This is a genomic window from Candidatus Hydrogenedens sp., assembly GCA_035361075.1.
Lineage (GTDB): Bacteria > Hydrogenedentota > Hydrogenedentia > Hydrogenedentales > Hydrogenedentaceae > Hydrogenedens.
The window spans coordinates 44,620-59,692 of record DAOSBX010000005.1 but is presented as its reverse complement, the minus strand read 5'-3'; the positions used below and the strand labels follow the sequence as shown (position 1 = coordinate 59,692).

Here is a 15,073-nt window from a genome sequence, read left to right as displayed (position 1 = left end):
ATTCCTATTATTTTGTATTGTAAACTTATTGTGGAGTTCCACCAACTGAAGGAACGTAATAATTGATAGCAGAGAAACCTATTGAAGTATCCTTAAGATTCATTTTGCGACCAGATTGTTCATAGCCTAACAATACACCTTTGGCATTTTTAGGTAATAAAGTTAAAAACAGGTACATCGCATACTTACCACACACAGGATTTTTCGTCCGTTCAAAATAATCTTGTAGTCCATAAAAGTCTTTATTTAACAGCAGTTCTATTAATTCACGGTCTAACTTTTCCTGTTCTTCCAGCATTTGCTCATTTGGGGCAGGTGTAAAATTAAAAGAAGTTCCCCAAGAAGTTAGGTCTGTACTTAAAATTACCAATGTTTTTTCAGTCATTGCTCTTCTAAAAGTTTCAACAATATCTTTAAATACAATTTGGCTTTCCTTTCCATAAGTATCAACAAAATCCCCAACTATTACTGGGACAATTTCTAATTTTTTCATCTTATATTGGAGCATAGGTAATAACACTTCTATTGAATACTCTTGTTCATGTATTGCCAACTTTCCAGGCCGAGCTGTCTTTTGCAACGACTGCATTATAATATATGGGGATAAAGCTAATTTTTCCATTATCTCATAATTAACACGCACAACTCCTAAGGGTGTTGCGAATCCCTGAACAGATGGCATAGAACAACCATGGATATTGAAACGATGAGAAGGTGCAAGAATAATAATATTGTTAAACTCTCCCTCCTTTAATTCATTAAAAGAGCGTGCAATTAAATTTCCACAAAGTCCCCAACCTGAATGTGGAACAACACACGCTACTAATTTATCGCTTGTCGCTGGTACTGGTTGCAGTTCCCCATACATTTTTTGAAGGGTTTCTTTTAATACTGTAGGTTCTTGTGGATATAAGACACCTGCAGATGATGGCCTCCGTATTTTTTCTGCAGCAATCGCATGAGATATAAAAAACATATAAATAAGCAATGGCAACAATATCAATATAAAAATAATTATCTTTATAAAAACCTTTTTTTTCGGTATATTCTTCACTTTTATAATCTCCGACTTTGTTCCTTTTTTATTGCTACATTTATCATCTAATTTGAGGATAAGCGTGAATAATAAGTATAATACCTACTCTATTATTATAAATAAAAATGACTGACTGTGTAGTATCTTTTTAATTTTACAGAGTTTGTCTCAACGAAACCTATTAACCTTAAATAAGGATGGAGTTGTCTCATGGCACAGTTTGACCCTCGAAAAGTTCGTAACGTTGGTTTTGCCGGGCATGGTGGTGTAGGAAAAACAATGTTGATTGAACGCATATTATATTCTGCTGGTATTACAAGCCGGTTGGGAAGCATTGAAGATGGAAATACGGTTTGTGATTATCTTGAAGATGAGAAAGATCGTAAGTGTTCCATAACAATGAAACTTGTTCATTTAGATTGGAAAGGAACACGAATCCATATTATTGACCATCCTGGATATTCCGACTTTATCGGCGAATTAGCCGCATCCTCTGCTGTTCTTGATTCCTTAATTATAGTTGTCGATGCGACAACAGGTGTCCAAGTAGGAACAGACATGGCTTGGAAATATGCAGAGAAAAGTCATATTCCGCGTGCTATTTTTGTAAATAAACTTGACCGTGAACATACCAACTTTAAAGAAGTTGTCGAAAAAATACAGGCAGCCTATGGCAAACATTGCGTCCCTATAGTTATGCCAATTGGTGAAGCCTCTAATTTAAGTGGCGTAGTTAATATCGTCACAGGAGATGCATCTGTTTTAGGTGCCGAAGCAGAAAAAGCAAAAGAAGCCATCGTCGAGGTCGTTGCGGAAACAGATGAGGCTTTAATGGAAAAATATCTTGAAACATTTGAACTTTCTCAGGAAGAATTTGATAAAGGACTACAAAAAGGAATTAGTACGGGTAAGATTATTCCTATTATCGCTGGAAGTGTAAGCAAAGGAATCGGACATGAGGAATTATTGGATATTATAGCCAGTTCATTTCCGAACCCATTGGAAAGAAAAGTTGTTGCGACAAATTCAGCAGGTGAAAATGTTGTTATTACACCCGACCCCGATGGACCGTTTGTGGCTCAGGTTTTTCGTTCCATGGTTGACCCCTTTGTTGGACACCTTACATATTTTCGCGTATTCTCTGGGACACTTCGTTCGGATTCAGAATTTTACAATTGCAATACACAAACGAAAGAACGCTCTGGGAAAATCGTAATGATGTTAGGAAAAGAACAGAAACAGGTTGCAGAAGTGGGTCCTGGTGATATTGCGGCTATGACGAAACTAAAAAATACACATTTTGGAGATACCCTTTCTATTCCAGGAAATGACATAAAACTTCCTCAGATTGAACTGCCTCAATCTATGGTCAAGTTAGCAATATCACCAAAATCCAGAAATGACGAGGACCGTATTGGTGAAGCCTTAAACCGTATGGCGGAAGAAGACCCGACATTTAGCCACTACCGTGACAATGAAACAGGAGAACATGTAATTCGTGGAATGGGTGATTTACAAATCGAAATTTTATTGAATCGAATGAAGCGGAAATATAACGTAGAAGCTGAAACACGTATCCCAAAAGTTGCATATAAAGAAACCGTCCGTGGCAAGGCAGAAGTTCAAGGGAAATACAAAAAACAAACTGGAGGTCATGGACAGTATGGTGATGTTCATTTGCGGATATCCCCTAATGAACGAGGACAAGGATATAAATTTGTCGACAGTATCGTAGGTGGTGTTGTCCCAAAACAATATATTCCTGCAGTTGATAAAGGTGCTCAAGAAGCCCTTGCCAAAGGTGTTATTTCAGGACATCCTGTAGTTGATATTGTCGTAGAACTATTCTTCGGTTCTTATCACCCTGTGGATTCGTCAGAACTCGCATTTAAAATTGCAGCTTCTTTGGCTATTCAAAAAGGCGTAAAAGAAGCCAATCCCTGCTTGTTAGAACCTATTATGGAAATTACCGTTACCGTACCTGAAGATTTTATGGGTGATATTACAGGCGATTTGAACAGTCGGCGAGGACGTATTCTAGGGATGGAACCTATCGGTGGTGGATTACAACGCATTCGTGCTCTCGTCCCAGAAGCAGAAATTCTAAGGTATGCTACTGACCTTAGAAGTATGACTGGCGGAAGAGGCTTCTTTGACCTAAAATTTAGCCATTATGATGAAGTGCCTGAATTTATTGCAAAAGATATTATCTCAGCCTACGAAAAATCAAGAGAAGCGGGGAACGAATAACATACCAGTTTATTTCACCCCTGTTGTCTAATGGTATCGTAATTATATTGACTGAAAAATTTTAACGATACGTTCTAATAAATTAGGGTCGTCGCCCTGAACAACAAGTAAAAACATTCGTCGACGAGCCACCTTTTCAGGTTTATTTCTGGGAGGTGCAGCACCTAATGATTGAGCCAATCCCCATGCCTCTACAATAGCCGTGCCAGGGTCCTTTTTATACATCTCTGCATATCGGGCTATTGTCCCTTCATTATCATATTGATAAACATTTCCTATGGCACCATTCACAGTAAATTGAATTTGTGCTATTGATTCACATGTTGGCGGTTCAACATTCCGTATCTCATAAATTCCCAAATCCGATTTTTTTAAGCCATCTGCAATTCGTTCCATTGTTAATGGTGATGGTAAAAACTGTATTAAAATCGGACCTCCAATTACTAAGAGAATCAATACTATCAAAATCTTAACTATTTTTGATATGTCCATATTTATCAACCTTTATTGAATATTCACGGCCTACTTCTTAGGAAACGGCAAAGAAGTCAATCTATATTATAAATATAACGAGAGCCAGATAAAAAGGGTTAAATAATAAAAATAGAGAGGGAATAAAACTAACTTAGGGATAACAAATAAGAGAACATGTAGGAGGGCCACCAGGCAAAGAAAATTCTTTCTTTATAAGATTAAAACCATTTTTCTCATAAAATTTTATATTCTGTTCTTTATGCGTTATCACATATACAGGCACGTTATCATGTTTAGCACAATTAATAAGATGTTGAACTAATGCACTACCGACACCTTTTCCCTGATACTCAGGTTGAACACCTAATATATCTAAAATCCATGACGGTTTTGTCACTTCACTCCTTGTTCGTTTTTGACTGTCTAAATAAACACGAAATGGCTTCCAAAAATTGCGGATACCTAACCTTGGAATAACACCTAATAATCCAGCCTTTATTTGATACTGAAGAGGTATATGTGGAAATAATCTTGGTGGAACACACACCGCAACCCCTCTTACCTCTTCATCAACAAAAACAGTATTAAATTTCATAAGGAGCCGAATCCATCGCTCATATACCCAAGAAATAAACATCCGGCGAAAATTACTTTCTGGAAACATATAACACACAAGCGGGTCATCGAAAAAGGCTTGAACTAATGTGTCTACTGCTTTCTGCACCTCTTCCCCCTTGATTTCCCTGACTTCTATCATATCTCTTCCTTATTTATCAGGCGTTATATTTGTTCTATCGGTCAATATGGCGTCGGTCAACAAAATAAACACTTTTTCCTTGGATAGGTTGTGCTTTCTGACGAACTTGAGCAAGTACTTCAAACATTTTCTTTGCATTTTTAAATGGACGATTTAAATTATGAACCACTCCTACAGAAAGAGCCATAAGTGGACACCTAACCTCTGCACCATTTCTATCAACTGCATAAATATATCCCTGCGAATATTCCTGAGGCGTATACAATTGACTTTTTTTCTGGTCAAAATTCGTTACAAGTGCTTCACAGAACTTTTCATAATCAGAAGCATTAAGTAAAACGACGAAGTGTTCTCCACCCATATGTGCCATAAAACATTCATACAGTCCTAAACTCTTTTTTAAGTCTACCAGTAAGTTCGCAAGGAAAATCAATGCCTTCTTCTGACCATCAGGACCATGAGAAACACAATAAGGCTTAAATCCGACAAGGTTTATATAAACAACTGCAATCTGCTCTCCTCTCGCCAGTTTATGATTAATTTCACGTTTAATAGCATCCGTTCCTGGAAAATTTGTAACCTGGTTGCGTGCGTTAATTGAAGCCAACAAGACCCCCAAAGATGAAATCTTATCCATCAATCGCTCCAATTTAAATGGTTTCACAAGATAATCATCTGCTCCTTGCTCTAAACCATGTAACATTTCAGGTTCTTCACCCAACGCTGTCAATATAATAATTGCAGTCTTATATAGCTCTGGGTCCTTGCGAATTCTTCTACATATCTGATACCCTGTAACCCCTGGTAACATAATATCAAGCAACACAATATCTGGCTTGAATTCTTTAGCCTTCTCAAAAGCACCCTCACCCGTATGCACAACCCCGACCTGATGTCCTTCACTAATCAACTTCGTTTTGATTAGCTCAGCTAAATCTACATCATCATCAACAACTAAAATCCTCATTTTTTTCCTTTCTTTTTGAAGATTTCGAATTTATTAAAATCAAATAAAATTTTATACTATTATACACAATTAAATCATTTTAATGTCTTTTTATATATAATGCAACTATTTCTTTTATTGCATATACCATTTATCTTGTGAAATTGCTTATGTATGTGTTAATATTTATTAACTTAGAGATACACTAAATTATTTTAAGATGGGATTGTTTATATGAACAGAAAAAATTTTTTTATTATTTCTTCTTTTATCTTATTATTATGTATATTTTTACCCATGATGAATGGTTGCAAAAAACCAGAACCACCTCCTCCACCACCCCAAGAACCGCCACCTCCAAGTCCAGAACAAATATACTCTGAAATGCGTTCTTCTATCCAACAATTTTTCGACGCTGTTTCCAACAATACAGGAATCCCTAAAGCACAACAGGATACTATTACAAACAACCTCCGTGGGGTAAAGGCAAAGTACTCAGCTATTGAGAATGGCAAGATAGCGATAAGTCGGATAGTCCCGGAAATAGAAGATTCTATCCGAAAGGCAAGAGATAATGGAAGATGGGGATTAGTGGTTTTAGGCATCAACATCTTTGACGTCCTTAGACCGGGAGCAACTGCACCGGATGGCAAATATGCACGACTTTTAGAAAGAGCACAACTTATGTTGTCTCGCCCTAAAGTTGAGGTTAATGGCTTCCTTCAAGCAGATAACGACTTATACGTTTTCTTAAGTGTAACAGACACTGCCACTAACAAGACCGAGACGTTTAAGGTTCGTGAAGGTGAAGAATTTTATGAACTGATAGACCCGAATACAAAAGAGAAAAAACCTGCTGTTTTAAAAATAGTGCGAGTTATCGGAGACCAACAGTCTGTTGAAATTCTTTACATTCCAGCAAATGATACATGGATTGTCCCAGGACCGAAAACTAAAGGCTAATTAAACAAATTTTATAAATGGATGATTTTCTTATAAAATCTTCTTCTGACATTAATCAACCTACCCAAGAAAACCTTCGTTCTCAAAAATTATTTTTTTGCTTTATACTACTCTGTATAACATTTATTACATATATAAACACATTTGATAACGATTGGGTTTGGGATGATGTCTCGTCAGTACTAATCCACAAACATGTTCAAAATCCAAAGTATTTCTTTCAATTATTTTTAGAAGACCAGCATGCCTTTGGAAGAGGCCAGGGAAACTTCTATCGCCCCTTAGTTTCCGTATCGTTTATGGTCGACTATCTATTGTCTACAAAAATAGAAGACAAAATGGAACCCTCTCAAATTCCAAAGATATCACCACTTATCTTTCATATTACAAACACGTTATGGCATGGTATTACTGGTATACTAATTTTTATTTTATTGAGCAAATTAAGCGTCCCCTTATTCACGTGCTTTTGGACAAGTGCTATTTTTTGTGTTCATCCAATACCGACAGAAGCAGTAACATATATAAGTGGACGAGCAGACATGATGTCCGCTACCTTCATGTTACTGGGTTTAATTACAGCAATAAAATATGTGGAAACAGATGTCTCCTTAAAAAAGTATTTCTTTTTATTAATATGCCCAATATCTTTTTGGGCAGGGTTGTTAAGCAAAGAATCCAGTAATATTTTCCCCTTCTTGTTATTATTAATTTTGTGGTATCTTTCCAAAAAAGAAATTTCATCAGAAGTAGTATCACACAATAAAGTCCTGAAATGGTTACCTCTTTTACTTACAATTATTGTAGCGGTTATATATATCTCCCTTCGGTTAACAGTTCTCAGTTTTGCAGAAAAAAGTGCATATATTCCTAAAACATGGGGAGAAAAAATAATTGAAGTGGGACAATCCTTTGCTTTTTATATACGCGTTTTATTTTTTCCTATTCATTTACACATGGAACAAACCCTTGAAAATACACCTATCTGGACCATGTTACTCGGATACATTTTCTTAATCTTCATTATGTTCCTTTGTTTCTGGTCGTTAAAAAATAAATCGTATCGCCTTCTTATATCTGCTCTTTGGTTTCTAATTACTTGGTTTCCTATTTCTGGATTTTTTACATTAAACGCACCACAAGCAGAACATTGGATGTATACTCCAATGATTGGTTTCTGGTGGTGCTTTTTTGAACTTATCTATTATGTAGTAACTTCTAAAAAATTACCTAAAATAAATAACTATAATTATTATTTATTACCAATAATTAATGTAGTATTGTTAATCATCACTGTAGCTTTCTTTTACTTAACCTACCTACGCAATGAGGAATGGAAAGATAATGAAACTATCTTTAGAAGCACTTTATCTTACAATCCAAATACAACACGTGTCCGATATAATCTTGCTGTAACTTACGAAGAAATTTTGAAAAACTATCCTGGTGCAAAAAGAGAATATCAAGAATTAACCAAAATATACGAACGAATAAAAAAGTTTGCTGGAATCACAGATAAACAAATATCCTTTATGAATGAAGATGAAATTGAAACATGGCTTTCATTAGGTAAGACTCTATTTCATACTGGAAAATTTTCAGACGCAATAGACACATTAACCCCCGTTAGTTTTCTCATCAAACAGAAAGAATTCGCTCCTTATGGAATAGAAGCCCTTTGGTTCATTGCACAATCATCTTTGGCACTCGGGGATATTAAAACGTATCAAATTATATCCTCAAAAATTCAAAATATAGATGAAAAATTATCAACCTCAGTTCGAACCATATTATTAGGTAACGAAATGAATGTCCCATCTTATCTCGCTGTTGAAAACACACCTCTTTAAATAAAATAATGTAATAAAATAAAGGGTAATACTATGTTAAAACAAAGACTTTTACATCCTGAAATACTATATGCGTTAGCTTCTGCTGGACACGGCTCTAAAATTTTAATTACGGATGGTAATTATCCTGCAAGCACTAAAGAAGGAGTAAGTGCGGAAACAGTCTATTTAAATCTTCTTCCCGGTATGGTAAAAGTTACTGATGTACTTGAAGCAATATTAACAGCTGTGGAAATTGAAGAGGCTTTTGTTATGTGTCCCGATTCCGGAGAAGAACCTGAAATTTTTAAAGATTTCCGAAAACTATTACCTCATATAAACCTAATTAAACTAAATCGGTTTGATTTTTATGACTACGCCTCTTCTTCTGAAACATGCTTACAAATTGTTACTGGCGACCAGAGGTTATACGCAAACATTTTATTAACAATTGGTGTGGTAAAACCATAAAATAATAAAATATAATATATATTATTTTATATCCAGTTTGGATTTGGCGACATAAGAAGAGTATTCTATATAATAATTCTTGACATTTTTCTTGACAAAGCATGAAAAAAATGATAGAATTTAAAAATAGAATAAAATAGAAACATATAATGTAAATAACTATATAACTATGGAGATGAAAAATGCCTGAGAAACCTTTCAATCCTGAAGAAGAAAAGAAGAAGAAGGAAGAATTTCCAAGTGGTGACTCTGGACTGGGAAATTTACCTCCGTTAAGTGATTTTGATACAGGGGAAGTAGGCGATTTAGATAGTCAGCTTCCTCCTCTATCTTCATTTGACTCGGATGCAATAAAAAAATCTAAAGAGGAAGATTTCGAAGGGGGGTTACCTCCTATAAGTGATATAGATATTATTGTACCGGAACCCACAGGAGGTAACATTAAAAGCCCTATTTCAGAGTTTGATTTACAAAGTGCTTCTGACAGTAGCGGGCTACAACCGCCATCTAAATCTACCCCCAAAAAACCCAGTTTTCAGGACCTTGCTGCAGATAGTGACTTCTCACCAGAAACACCTGAAATAGGTCCCGGACCTATGAGCCTTGAATCAGGACTTGAGACACCTCTCACTGACAGTGCTTTTGGCGGTGGAAGTAAAGGTGGTGCATTCGACCTAAAATCAGGAACCCCTTCAGACACGATTACTTCTGCACCTACCCAGATCATGGAAACACCAATCTTTGGTGGACCACAATCACCATCACCAGATTTCGGTCCTGTTGACTCCGGCTTTGGAATGGGAGCACCTGCCGGCGGTGGATCTGGAGCTGGATTAGGAACCGACATTTTCGGGGCTCCAATGGGAGTAGGATTGGAGACACCAATTCCTGAATTCACAGGTGGAACGGGACCCGGAGTTACTCCACCAATTGCACCTACGACTTCAACCCAGGCACCTATTGAAGGAGAGGCTCCAACCAAACCTGGGAAAAAGAAACTTCGTGTTCCATTAGCACCTATTCTGGCTATTGTTGCACTTATTATTGGTATTGTCGCAGGTCCATACCTTACAAACTATCTTCCTCTCCCAAATCCAGCCAATGCAAAAATTACCCAGTTACAAGACCAATTAAAACAAACAGAATCAGAATTACAACAATTGCGGAGAATTCAGGGTAATGTTCCCGGAGTATCTCTAAGCCCTGAAGAAGTAAAACGCCTTCAAGATGAATTAGAAGCAGTTTCAACTCAATTAAAAAACAAACAGCAGGAATTAGAGACACTCACTGCACAACTTAACGAAAAGCAATCCACATTGCAAGCTGTCGAAGCAGACATTGCCGCAAAGAACGAACAATTTGTGTCCGCACAAGAAGCGTATGAAAACCTTCTAAACGAAACAGAAATTATAAAGGCACGCCAAAATGGACTTTTAGCGGAAATAGAACGGCTCACAAATCAGGTTGGACAACTCGAAGAAGCTAATGCCCGAAGTCTCGCTATTAAAGAGGCGTTTTTAGTAAATCTTGACAAATTGATTATCCAAATAAAAGAATCACTCCCTCTAACTCCGGAAAAGTATGCTCTTCATGAACGTCTTGCTCGTGCAGAATCTTTACGGCAGAAAGCAGAATCTGCAAATTGGGTCAGCCCTGAACTTCAGCAGGAATTTACAAACTTATATCAGAACGAGATTGAACTTGCGAAAAAGCAAGAATATTTCTATGCGAAAATTAACGTTAAAGACTCATTAGGAACACCCACCAACAAATGGGCTGAATGTTTAATGAAGGGTTCTTGGGGTGTATATTATCGAACTTTAGATGGGAAGAATATCGGCGTATTCCAGAATATAAAGCCAAACTCGATTACTCCTGTTTGGGGCTTTCAGGAAGGATTACCACCAAATGTAGCCACACAAATTGAGCAGGAAATTATATCAGCAAGACCTCCTAATTTCGAACAAGTCGTAGTAAAACTCGCAGAAAAACAAATGTCTGGCGAACCCAAATCAACAATCCAAAAATTGTATAGTTCCATTCAGTAAAAACTTCGGTTCGACACTTTTAACACCCTTTCCGAATACGAAAAAGGGTGTTTTTTATAACAAATACAACAAGATTATGACTAATACACCAAGAGCAATACGATAAATACCAAAAACTTTAAAATCATGTGATTTTACATATCTTAAAAACAAAGCGATAACAAGGTAAGCAACTATAAAAGAAATAATTGAACCGATTAAAAGTAAAAGCCATTCTTCTGAAGAGAAGCTGAAACCGTGTTTTAACAATTTCAATCCACTTGCACCCGCTAAGGTTGGAATTGCCAAATAAAAAGAAAATTCTACCGCTACGCTACGGGTAACACCTAAAAGCATAGCTCCAATAATTGTTGCTGCAGAACGTGAGACACCTGGAATCATTGCTATACATTGAAATATACCTACCGCAATACAAAAATATATTGATACCTCAGCAATCGAAGATAAATCCTTTTTGCCTATTTGGAGTCGTTCTATCCATATTAAAACAATCCCACCAACAATTAAAGAGATAGTAACTGTAAGTGGATTAAATAGATAAAAATCAATAAAATCATCAAAAAAGAACCCTAAAACACCCGCAGGTATAAATGCTACACAAATTTTTACCCATAAAAAAACCCATTCTTTTACCTTTTCAACATCTCTAACTGGGGGTAATAACGTTTTGTAAAAATATAGTAAAACAGCCAAAATAGCAGGAAACTGAATAACAACAAGGAAAGTATCTTGAAAAGTTTTGTCTCCCTGTAATGAAAACCAGTGTTCCGCAATTATCAAGTGCCCTGTACTACTAATAGGAAGGAACTCTGTTATACCCTCAATAATTGCCAATATTCCTGCATTCATAACATCTTGAAACATCTAACATCCTTTTCCATTACTTATTTTTTTCCAACAAGGATAACTTCTACTTCCTTCGGTGCCTTGAACTGAGATTTTATTTCTCCATTCTTCTGCTTTTCATGACGTACAGAAATAATCCCAAATGGAGTTGACACACTCCCTTCTGCAAATGTCAATCTATCCCCCAAATAAGGACTAATTCTAACTTTTTTCCATGATGGGGCAGAAGGTTGTAAACCAAGGACATATTGCATTAACCATGCCGTCGGACCGGAAGCCCAACCGTGACAGAGACTATGTCTTAAACCGACATAACAGTGTTCCCCAAAATCTCTATGGATACTTTTTGCCCCTTTAGGGACAACTTCATCAATTGGTACCGAATTTTCCAACCATCGCACATCGAAATGCTCCCAAAATGTTGTAGCACCCATTTTTAACATCGGACCCCAATAATTGCAAATCAAATCTAAAGCCCCTGACAAATCACCTGCTATTGCTTTTGCCTGCAATACATAAAAACCGTAAAAAGTAGACAGTCCTTCCAATGGATTTTTCTTAAAGCATTCCTCATTGACTATTACAGGATTCTCTAAACCTGCTATGACACCTAATGCACGCGATTGTTTGACCTGATGTTCAGGAGGACGATATTTTTTCATTACCTCTCCAACATGTTTACATTGGTTAGCTAATTCTGTTTCATCCAAGATAATTAGTAATCTCTCTGCACAACATAAAGCCCAAAATAAAAGAGATTGAAGACCAGAATGAATAGCATCTTTATTCCCAGCAGTGCTCCAATCTAAAAAACGAGTCTCCGGTAATACCTCTTTCCCATTTTGTTCAACGCACTGAATAAGTTGTCTAACCAAACCTTTGATGTATTCCTTTTGTTGCTTTAGGTAATCTTTTCGCTCAAGCATAAAATACCAATAATCTTGGATAATAAGCCACCATAAGGAATAAGAACTAATTCCGTTCATCCATCCCGGTAATGGTGTATTATCACGAACATAATCTAAACTTTTTTCTATTGTTGCGTTATAACCGAATAAGTAACTCAAAACAACAGTTTCTACATGCATATCCCCTATCCAAACAAGTCGGTCTCGTTTAATTCCATCCCACAAATAATCTTGTAGACACAAATGTACTGTATACGCTCCTGTTTTCCAAATCTTATTCAAAAATTCATCATCAGAATTAAAACTTCCCAAATATTCAAGGTCTTGAATGAGAACCACCGCTTTTATTCCCGTGCACAACCATTCAGTTCCGGGTTTAAGCATTTCTATTTTTACAAACCGAAATCCCGTAGTTCCCACTTCATTACTTCCATACCACGGTAAAAAAACTGTTGTATCATGAATGGCATGGTCTTGGTCAGGTTCTCCCATTGCCTCAGCCACAGATTCCCCAAAAGTTATTCGGAGCGGTAAAGGAGTTTTATCTTTTACCATCCCTTGACTTAACTGAATTCCTCCATGAATTTCCCTCCCAAAATCGAGAACAAAAGAAGGTGGTATGTCCTTATCATACTTTATCGAAAAAGGCTTTTGTGGTTGCGAAAATAACCCATTTAAATCAAGTTCCTGAACAGAATCACTTTTCCATACAATACGTACAGGAGATAACAAAAAACGGGAACGGACATCCTTTTCTTTCAAGAAATCAAGCATAACAATTCCCTTTTATTAAATTTTTAACTTAAATATCCCTCAATTTTAAGCACGAATTATATATCAGAACAGGTTTGTTAATATCATTCCTAACAGGTCCGCAGGGAATTTGCTTGGCCAACGCAAAAATTCGACATGACCATCCATATATAGGCAATTACCTCCTCCAGGAACGTGATTAAATGTTGCTGCTGAACCATAGACAGCAATTTCATCCCACATAATTGGGATTTCACTCGCCGCCTTTGAAGAGGCTGCGGGGTTATTAATATCAGTTATCAAAAATCTTTCAATCCCCATCCTTAATCTCGGGACAGAACCTAAATCTTTTAATTTCGCGTCTATTCTCTCTTGAAGAGGCGTATTACTATCATAAATTTTATACGCCTGTAAAACAATGTCTGCTTTTACATATGTCAATGCAGTTGTAAGTGGGTCAGACAAATCAATTTGACTTAAATCGGTTGGCACTGGAACTCCGGGGTTTAATACAACATCCGGATGTACAGCCCAACCCAAATAATAATAACTACCTCTCGCTAATCTACATGGTTCTACAGGCTGGGATAAATCACCATCTTTGTGGAATGACCTTCGAACATTTTCCGCATCGGAATCCGAAGGACAAACACAAACATTTACATCCGTTAAATACTCAGGGTATATAAGGTTCCCATCAAAAGTAGCATCACGTGCATAATTACCACTACAATCAAACAATTTCATATAAGGGAACAGTTCTCCTTTTGCTTCGTTTGCATACATATTAAAGACGAGACCCATCTGTTTTAAATTATTCTGACAACTCGAACGTCTTGCCGCCTCACGGGCACGTGCTAATGCCGGCAATAAAATTGCCGCAAGTATGCCAATAATGGCAATAACAACCAACAGTTCAATTAATGTAAACCCTTTCTTGCTCATATCCTTAAACCTTTTGTTAATATTGTTAATCTATATATGACATTACTCATATTATCTATATTATTAAACTGCTTTTACAAACAATATATTATCATGGTAATGGTTTTATTTTAATATTTCGATACCATACTTCCCCTCCATGGTCCTGTAATAATAAATATCCCTCTTTTGGTAACGTTGCATAGGCAACAGGGAATTTTCCTAAAGGTGTTGTCATCTTATCTAAATAAGTGTGAATTATCAACCAACCGTTCATAGATACCTGTACTTCTTGTCCATCCACTACAATATCATACGAATTCCATTGCCCTGGTGGAAAGGACATGTTATACATTGGAGTTGTAATATCATAGATGGCTCCACAACTATTTTTATTGGGTGGTTTACCATAATCTTCTAATACTTGTACTTCAAAACCACGATATAACGGATCATTAGGTTGAGAACGTAAAAATACACCACTGTTTGCATTTTTTGTAAGTTTAAATTCAAGATGTAATTGGAAATTTGAAAAACTCTGTCCTACATAACCTACATACCTCAATGGATACAATGTTCTCCCAAAAATATGAATAGTCCCATCCTCTTGAATCTCAAATATATCTTTCTCATCAGTAACATTTTTCCAAAATAGCCTATTTTCTGATGAAAGCAAATCTATCCAACCTTCACCTTCCGGCGGTTTAGTTAATTCTCCAATTGGGATAGGCTTTTTTAATATCCAACCTACAAAATCATCAAAATCCAGTCCAACAAAAAAACCTAATATAAAAATCAATAGGACTAATAAACTATTTTTCTTTTTAGACATCTTTAATCTCCTAAATAATAATTTTTGATTTATTAT

Annotated in this window: 13 protein-coding genes; 5 read left to right on the top strand and 8 right to left on the bottom strand. The window is 36.4% G+C overall.

Annotated elements, in window-relative coordinates; genetic code table 11:
• Nucleotides 1–25: 25 nt before the first annotated feature.
• On the bottom strand, nucleotides 26–1,054 hold the full coding sequence (gene amrB / locus PLJ10_02615) for an AmmeMemoRadiSam system protein B (GenBank protein ID HOK08535.1): 1,029 nt from the start codon (nucleotides 1,052–1,054) through the stop codon (nucleotides 26–28).
• A 192-nt stretch (nucleotides 1,055–1,246) separates the two neighbouring features.
• On the opposite strand from amrB, the gene fusA reads away from it, so the two are divergent.
• Entirely contained in the window at nucleotides 1,247–3,286 is a 2,040-nt protein-coding gene (fusA, locus tag PLJ10_02610; GenBank protein HOK08534.1) for an elongation factor G, read from the top strand.
• 42 nt (nucleotides 3,287–3,328) lie between these two features.
• Here the strand turns inward: fusA and PLJ10_02605 are convergent, their stop codons facing one another.
• From PLJ10_02605 to PLJ10_02595, 3 genes are all read right to left on the bottom strand, one after another.
• A complete protein-coding gene (locus tag PLJ10_02605) occupies nucleotides 3,329–3,778 on the bottom strand; it encodes a hypothetical protein (GenBank protein ID HOK08533.1) in 450 nt (149 codons plus the stop codon).
• A 133-nt stretch (nucleotides 3,779–3,911) separates the two neighbouring features.
• Nucleotides 3,912–4,517 (bottom strand): GNAT family N-acetyltransferase, encoded by a 606-nt coding sequence (locus PLJ10_02600; protein ID HOK08532.1) that lies wholly within the window; start codon nucleotides 4,515–4,517, stop codon nucleotides 3,912–3,914.
• 34 nt (nucleotides 4,518–4,551) lie between these two features.
• A complete protein-coding gene (locus tag PLJ10_02595; protein ID HOK08531.1) occupies nucleotides 4,552–5,484 on the bottom strand; it encodes a response regulator in 933 nt (310 codons plus the stop codon).
• A 213-nt stretch (nucleotides 5,485–5,697) separates the two neighbouring features.
• Here PLJ10_02595 and PLJ10_02590 point away from each other — a divergent pair, with 213 nt between their 5' ends.
• The 4 genes from PLJ10_02590 (at nucleotide 5,698) to PLJ10_02575 (ending at nucleotide 10,774) form a co-directional block, all read left to right on the top strand.
• Nucleotides 5,698–6,426, top strand: a complete 729-nt coding sequence (locus PLJ10_02590) for a hypothetical protein (protein HOK08530.1) — start codon at nucleotides 5,698–5,700, stop codon at nucleotides 6,424–6,426.
• 17 nt (nucleotides 6,427–6,443) lie between these two features.
• Nucleotides 6,444–8,276, top strand: coding sequence for a hypothetical protein (locus PLJ10_02585; protein ID HOK08529.1), 1,833 nt, complete (start codon nucleotides 6,444–6,446; stop codon nucleotides 8,274–8,276).
• A gap of 33 nt (nucleotides 8,277–8,309) precedes the next feature.
• A complete protein-coding gene (locus PLJ10_02580) occupies nucleotides 8,310–8,726 on the top strand; it encodes an RbsD/FucU family protein (protein ID HOK08528.1) in 417 nt (138 codons plus the stop codon).
• Nucleotides 8,727–8,908: 182 nt separating this feature from the next.
• Nucleotides 8,909–10,774, top strand: a complete 1,866-nt coding sequence (locus PLJ10_02575) for a hypothetical protein (GenBank protein HOK08527.1) — start codon at nucleotides 8,909–8,911, stop codon at nucleotides 10,772–10,774.
• Nucleotides 10,775–10,828: 54 nt separating this feature from the next.
• Here the strand turns inward: PLJ10_02575 and PLJ10_02570 are convergent, their stop codons facing one another.
• From PLJ10_02570 to PLJ10_02555, 4 genes are all read right to left on the bottom strand, one after another.
• Nucleotides 10,829–11,638 (bottom strand): undecaprenyl-diphosphate phosphatase, encoded by an 810-nt coding sequence (locus tag PLJ10_02570; GenBank protein ID HOK08526.1) that lies wholly within the window; start codon nucleotides 11,636–11,638, stop codon nucleotides 10,829–10,831.
• A gap of 20 nt (nucleotides 11,639–11,658) precedes the next feature.
• Nucleotides 11,659–13,302, bottom strand: a complete 1,644-nt coding sequence (locus PLJ10_02565) for an alpha-L-rhamnosidase C-terminal domain-containing protein (protein HOK08525.1) — start codon at nucleotides 13,300–13,302, stop codon at nucleotides 11,659–11,661.
• 63 nt (nucleotides 13,303–13,365) lie between these two features.
• The gene (locus PLJ10_02560; GenBank protein ID HOK08524.1) at nucleotides 13,366–14,226 is read right to left on the bottom strand and encodes a DUF1559 domain-containing protein; all 861 of its coding nucleotides are present in this window, start codon (nucleotides 14,224–14,226) and stop codon (nucleotides 13,366–13,368) included.
• Nucleotides 14,227–14,317: 91 nt separating this feature from the next.
• Nucleotides 14,318–15,037: a DUF1080 domain-containing protein gene (locus PLJ10_02555; protein HOK08523.1), complete on the bottom strand. Its 720-nt coding sequence runs from the start codon at nucleotides 15,035–15,037 to the stop codon at nucleotides 14,318–14,320.
• Nucleotides 15,038–15,073 lie beyond the last annotated feature (36 nt).

Excerpts from the sequence above, each read along its gene's own strand:
- PLJ10_02555 (HOK08523.1), bottom strand. The coding sequence starts at position 15,037 with ATGTCTAAAAAGAAAAATAGTTTATTAGTCCTATTGATTTTTATATTA.
- PLJ10_02565 (HOK08525.1), bottom strand. The coding sequence starts at position 13,302 with ATGCTTGATTTCTTGAAAGAAAAGGATGTCCGTTCCCGTTTTTTGTTA.
- PLJ10_02605 (HOK08533.1), bottom strand. The coding sequence starts at position 3,778 with ATGGACATATCAAAAATAGTTAAGATTTTGATAGTATTGATTCTCTTA.
- PLJ10_02585 (HOK08529.1), top strand. The coding sequence starts at position 6,444 with ATGGATGATTTTCTTATAAAATCTTCTTCTGACATTAATCAACCTACC.
- PLJ10_02600 (HOK08532.1), bottom strand. The coding sequence starts at position 4,517 with ATGATAGAAGTCAGGGAAATCAAGGGGGAAGAGGTGCAGAAAGCAGTA.
- PLJ10_02570 (HOK08526.1), bottom strand. The coding sequence starts at position 11,638 with ATGTTTCAAGATGTTATGAATGCAGGAATATTGGCAATTATTGAGGGT.
- PLJ10_02595 (HOK08531.1), bottom strand. The coding sequence starts at position 5,484 with ATGAGGATTTTAGTTGTTGATGATGATGTAGATTTAGCTGAGCTAATC.
- fusA (HOK08534.1), top strand. The coding sequence starts at position 1,247 with ATGGCACAGTTTGACCCTCGAAAAGTTCGTAACGTTGGTTTTGCCGGG.
- PLJ10_02580 (HOK08528.1), top strand. The coding sequence starts at position 8,310 with ATGTTAAAACAAAGACTTTTACATCCTGAAATACTATATGCGTTAGCT.
- PLJ10_02575 (HOK08527.1), top strand. The coding sequence starts at position 8,909 with ATGCCTGAGAAACCTTTCAATCCTGAAGAAGAAAAGAAGAAGAAGGAA.
- PLJ10_02560 (HOK08524.1), bottom strand. The coding sequence starts at position 14,226 with ATGAGCAAGAAAGGGTTTACATTAATTGAACTGTTGGTTGTTATTGCC.
- PLJ10_02590 (HOK08530.1), top strand. The coding sequence starts at position 5,698 with ATGAACAGAAAAAATTTTTTTATTATTTCTTCTTTTATCTTATTATTA.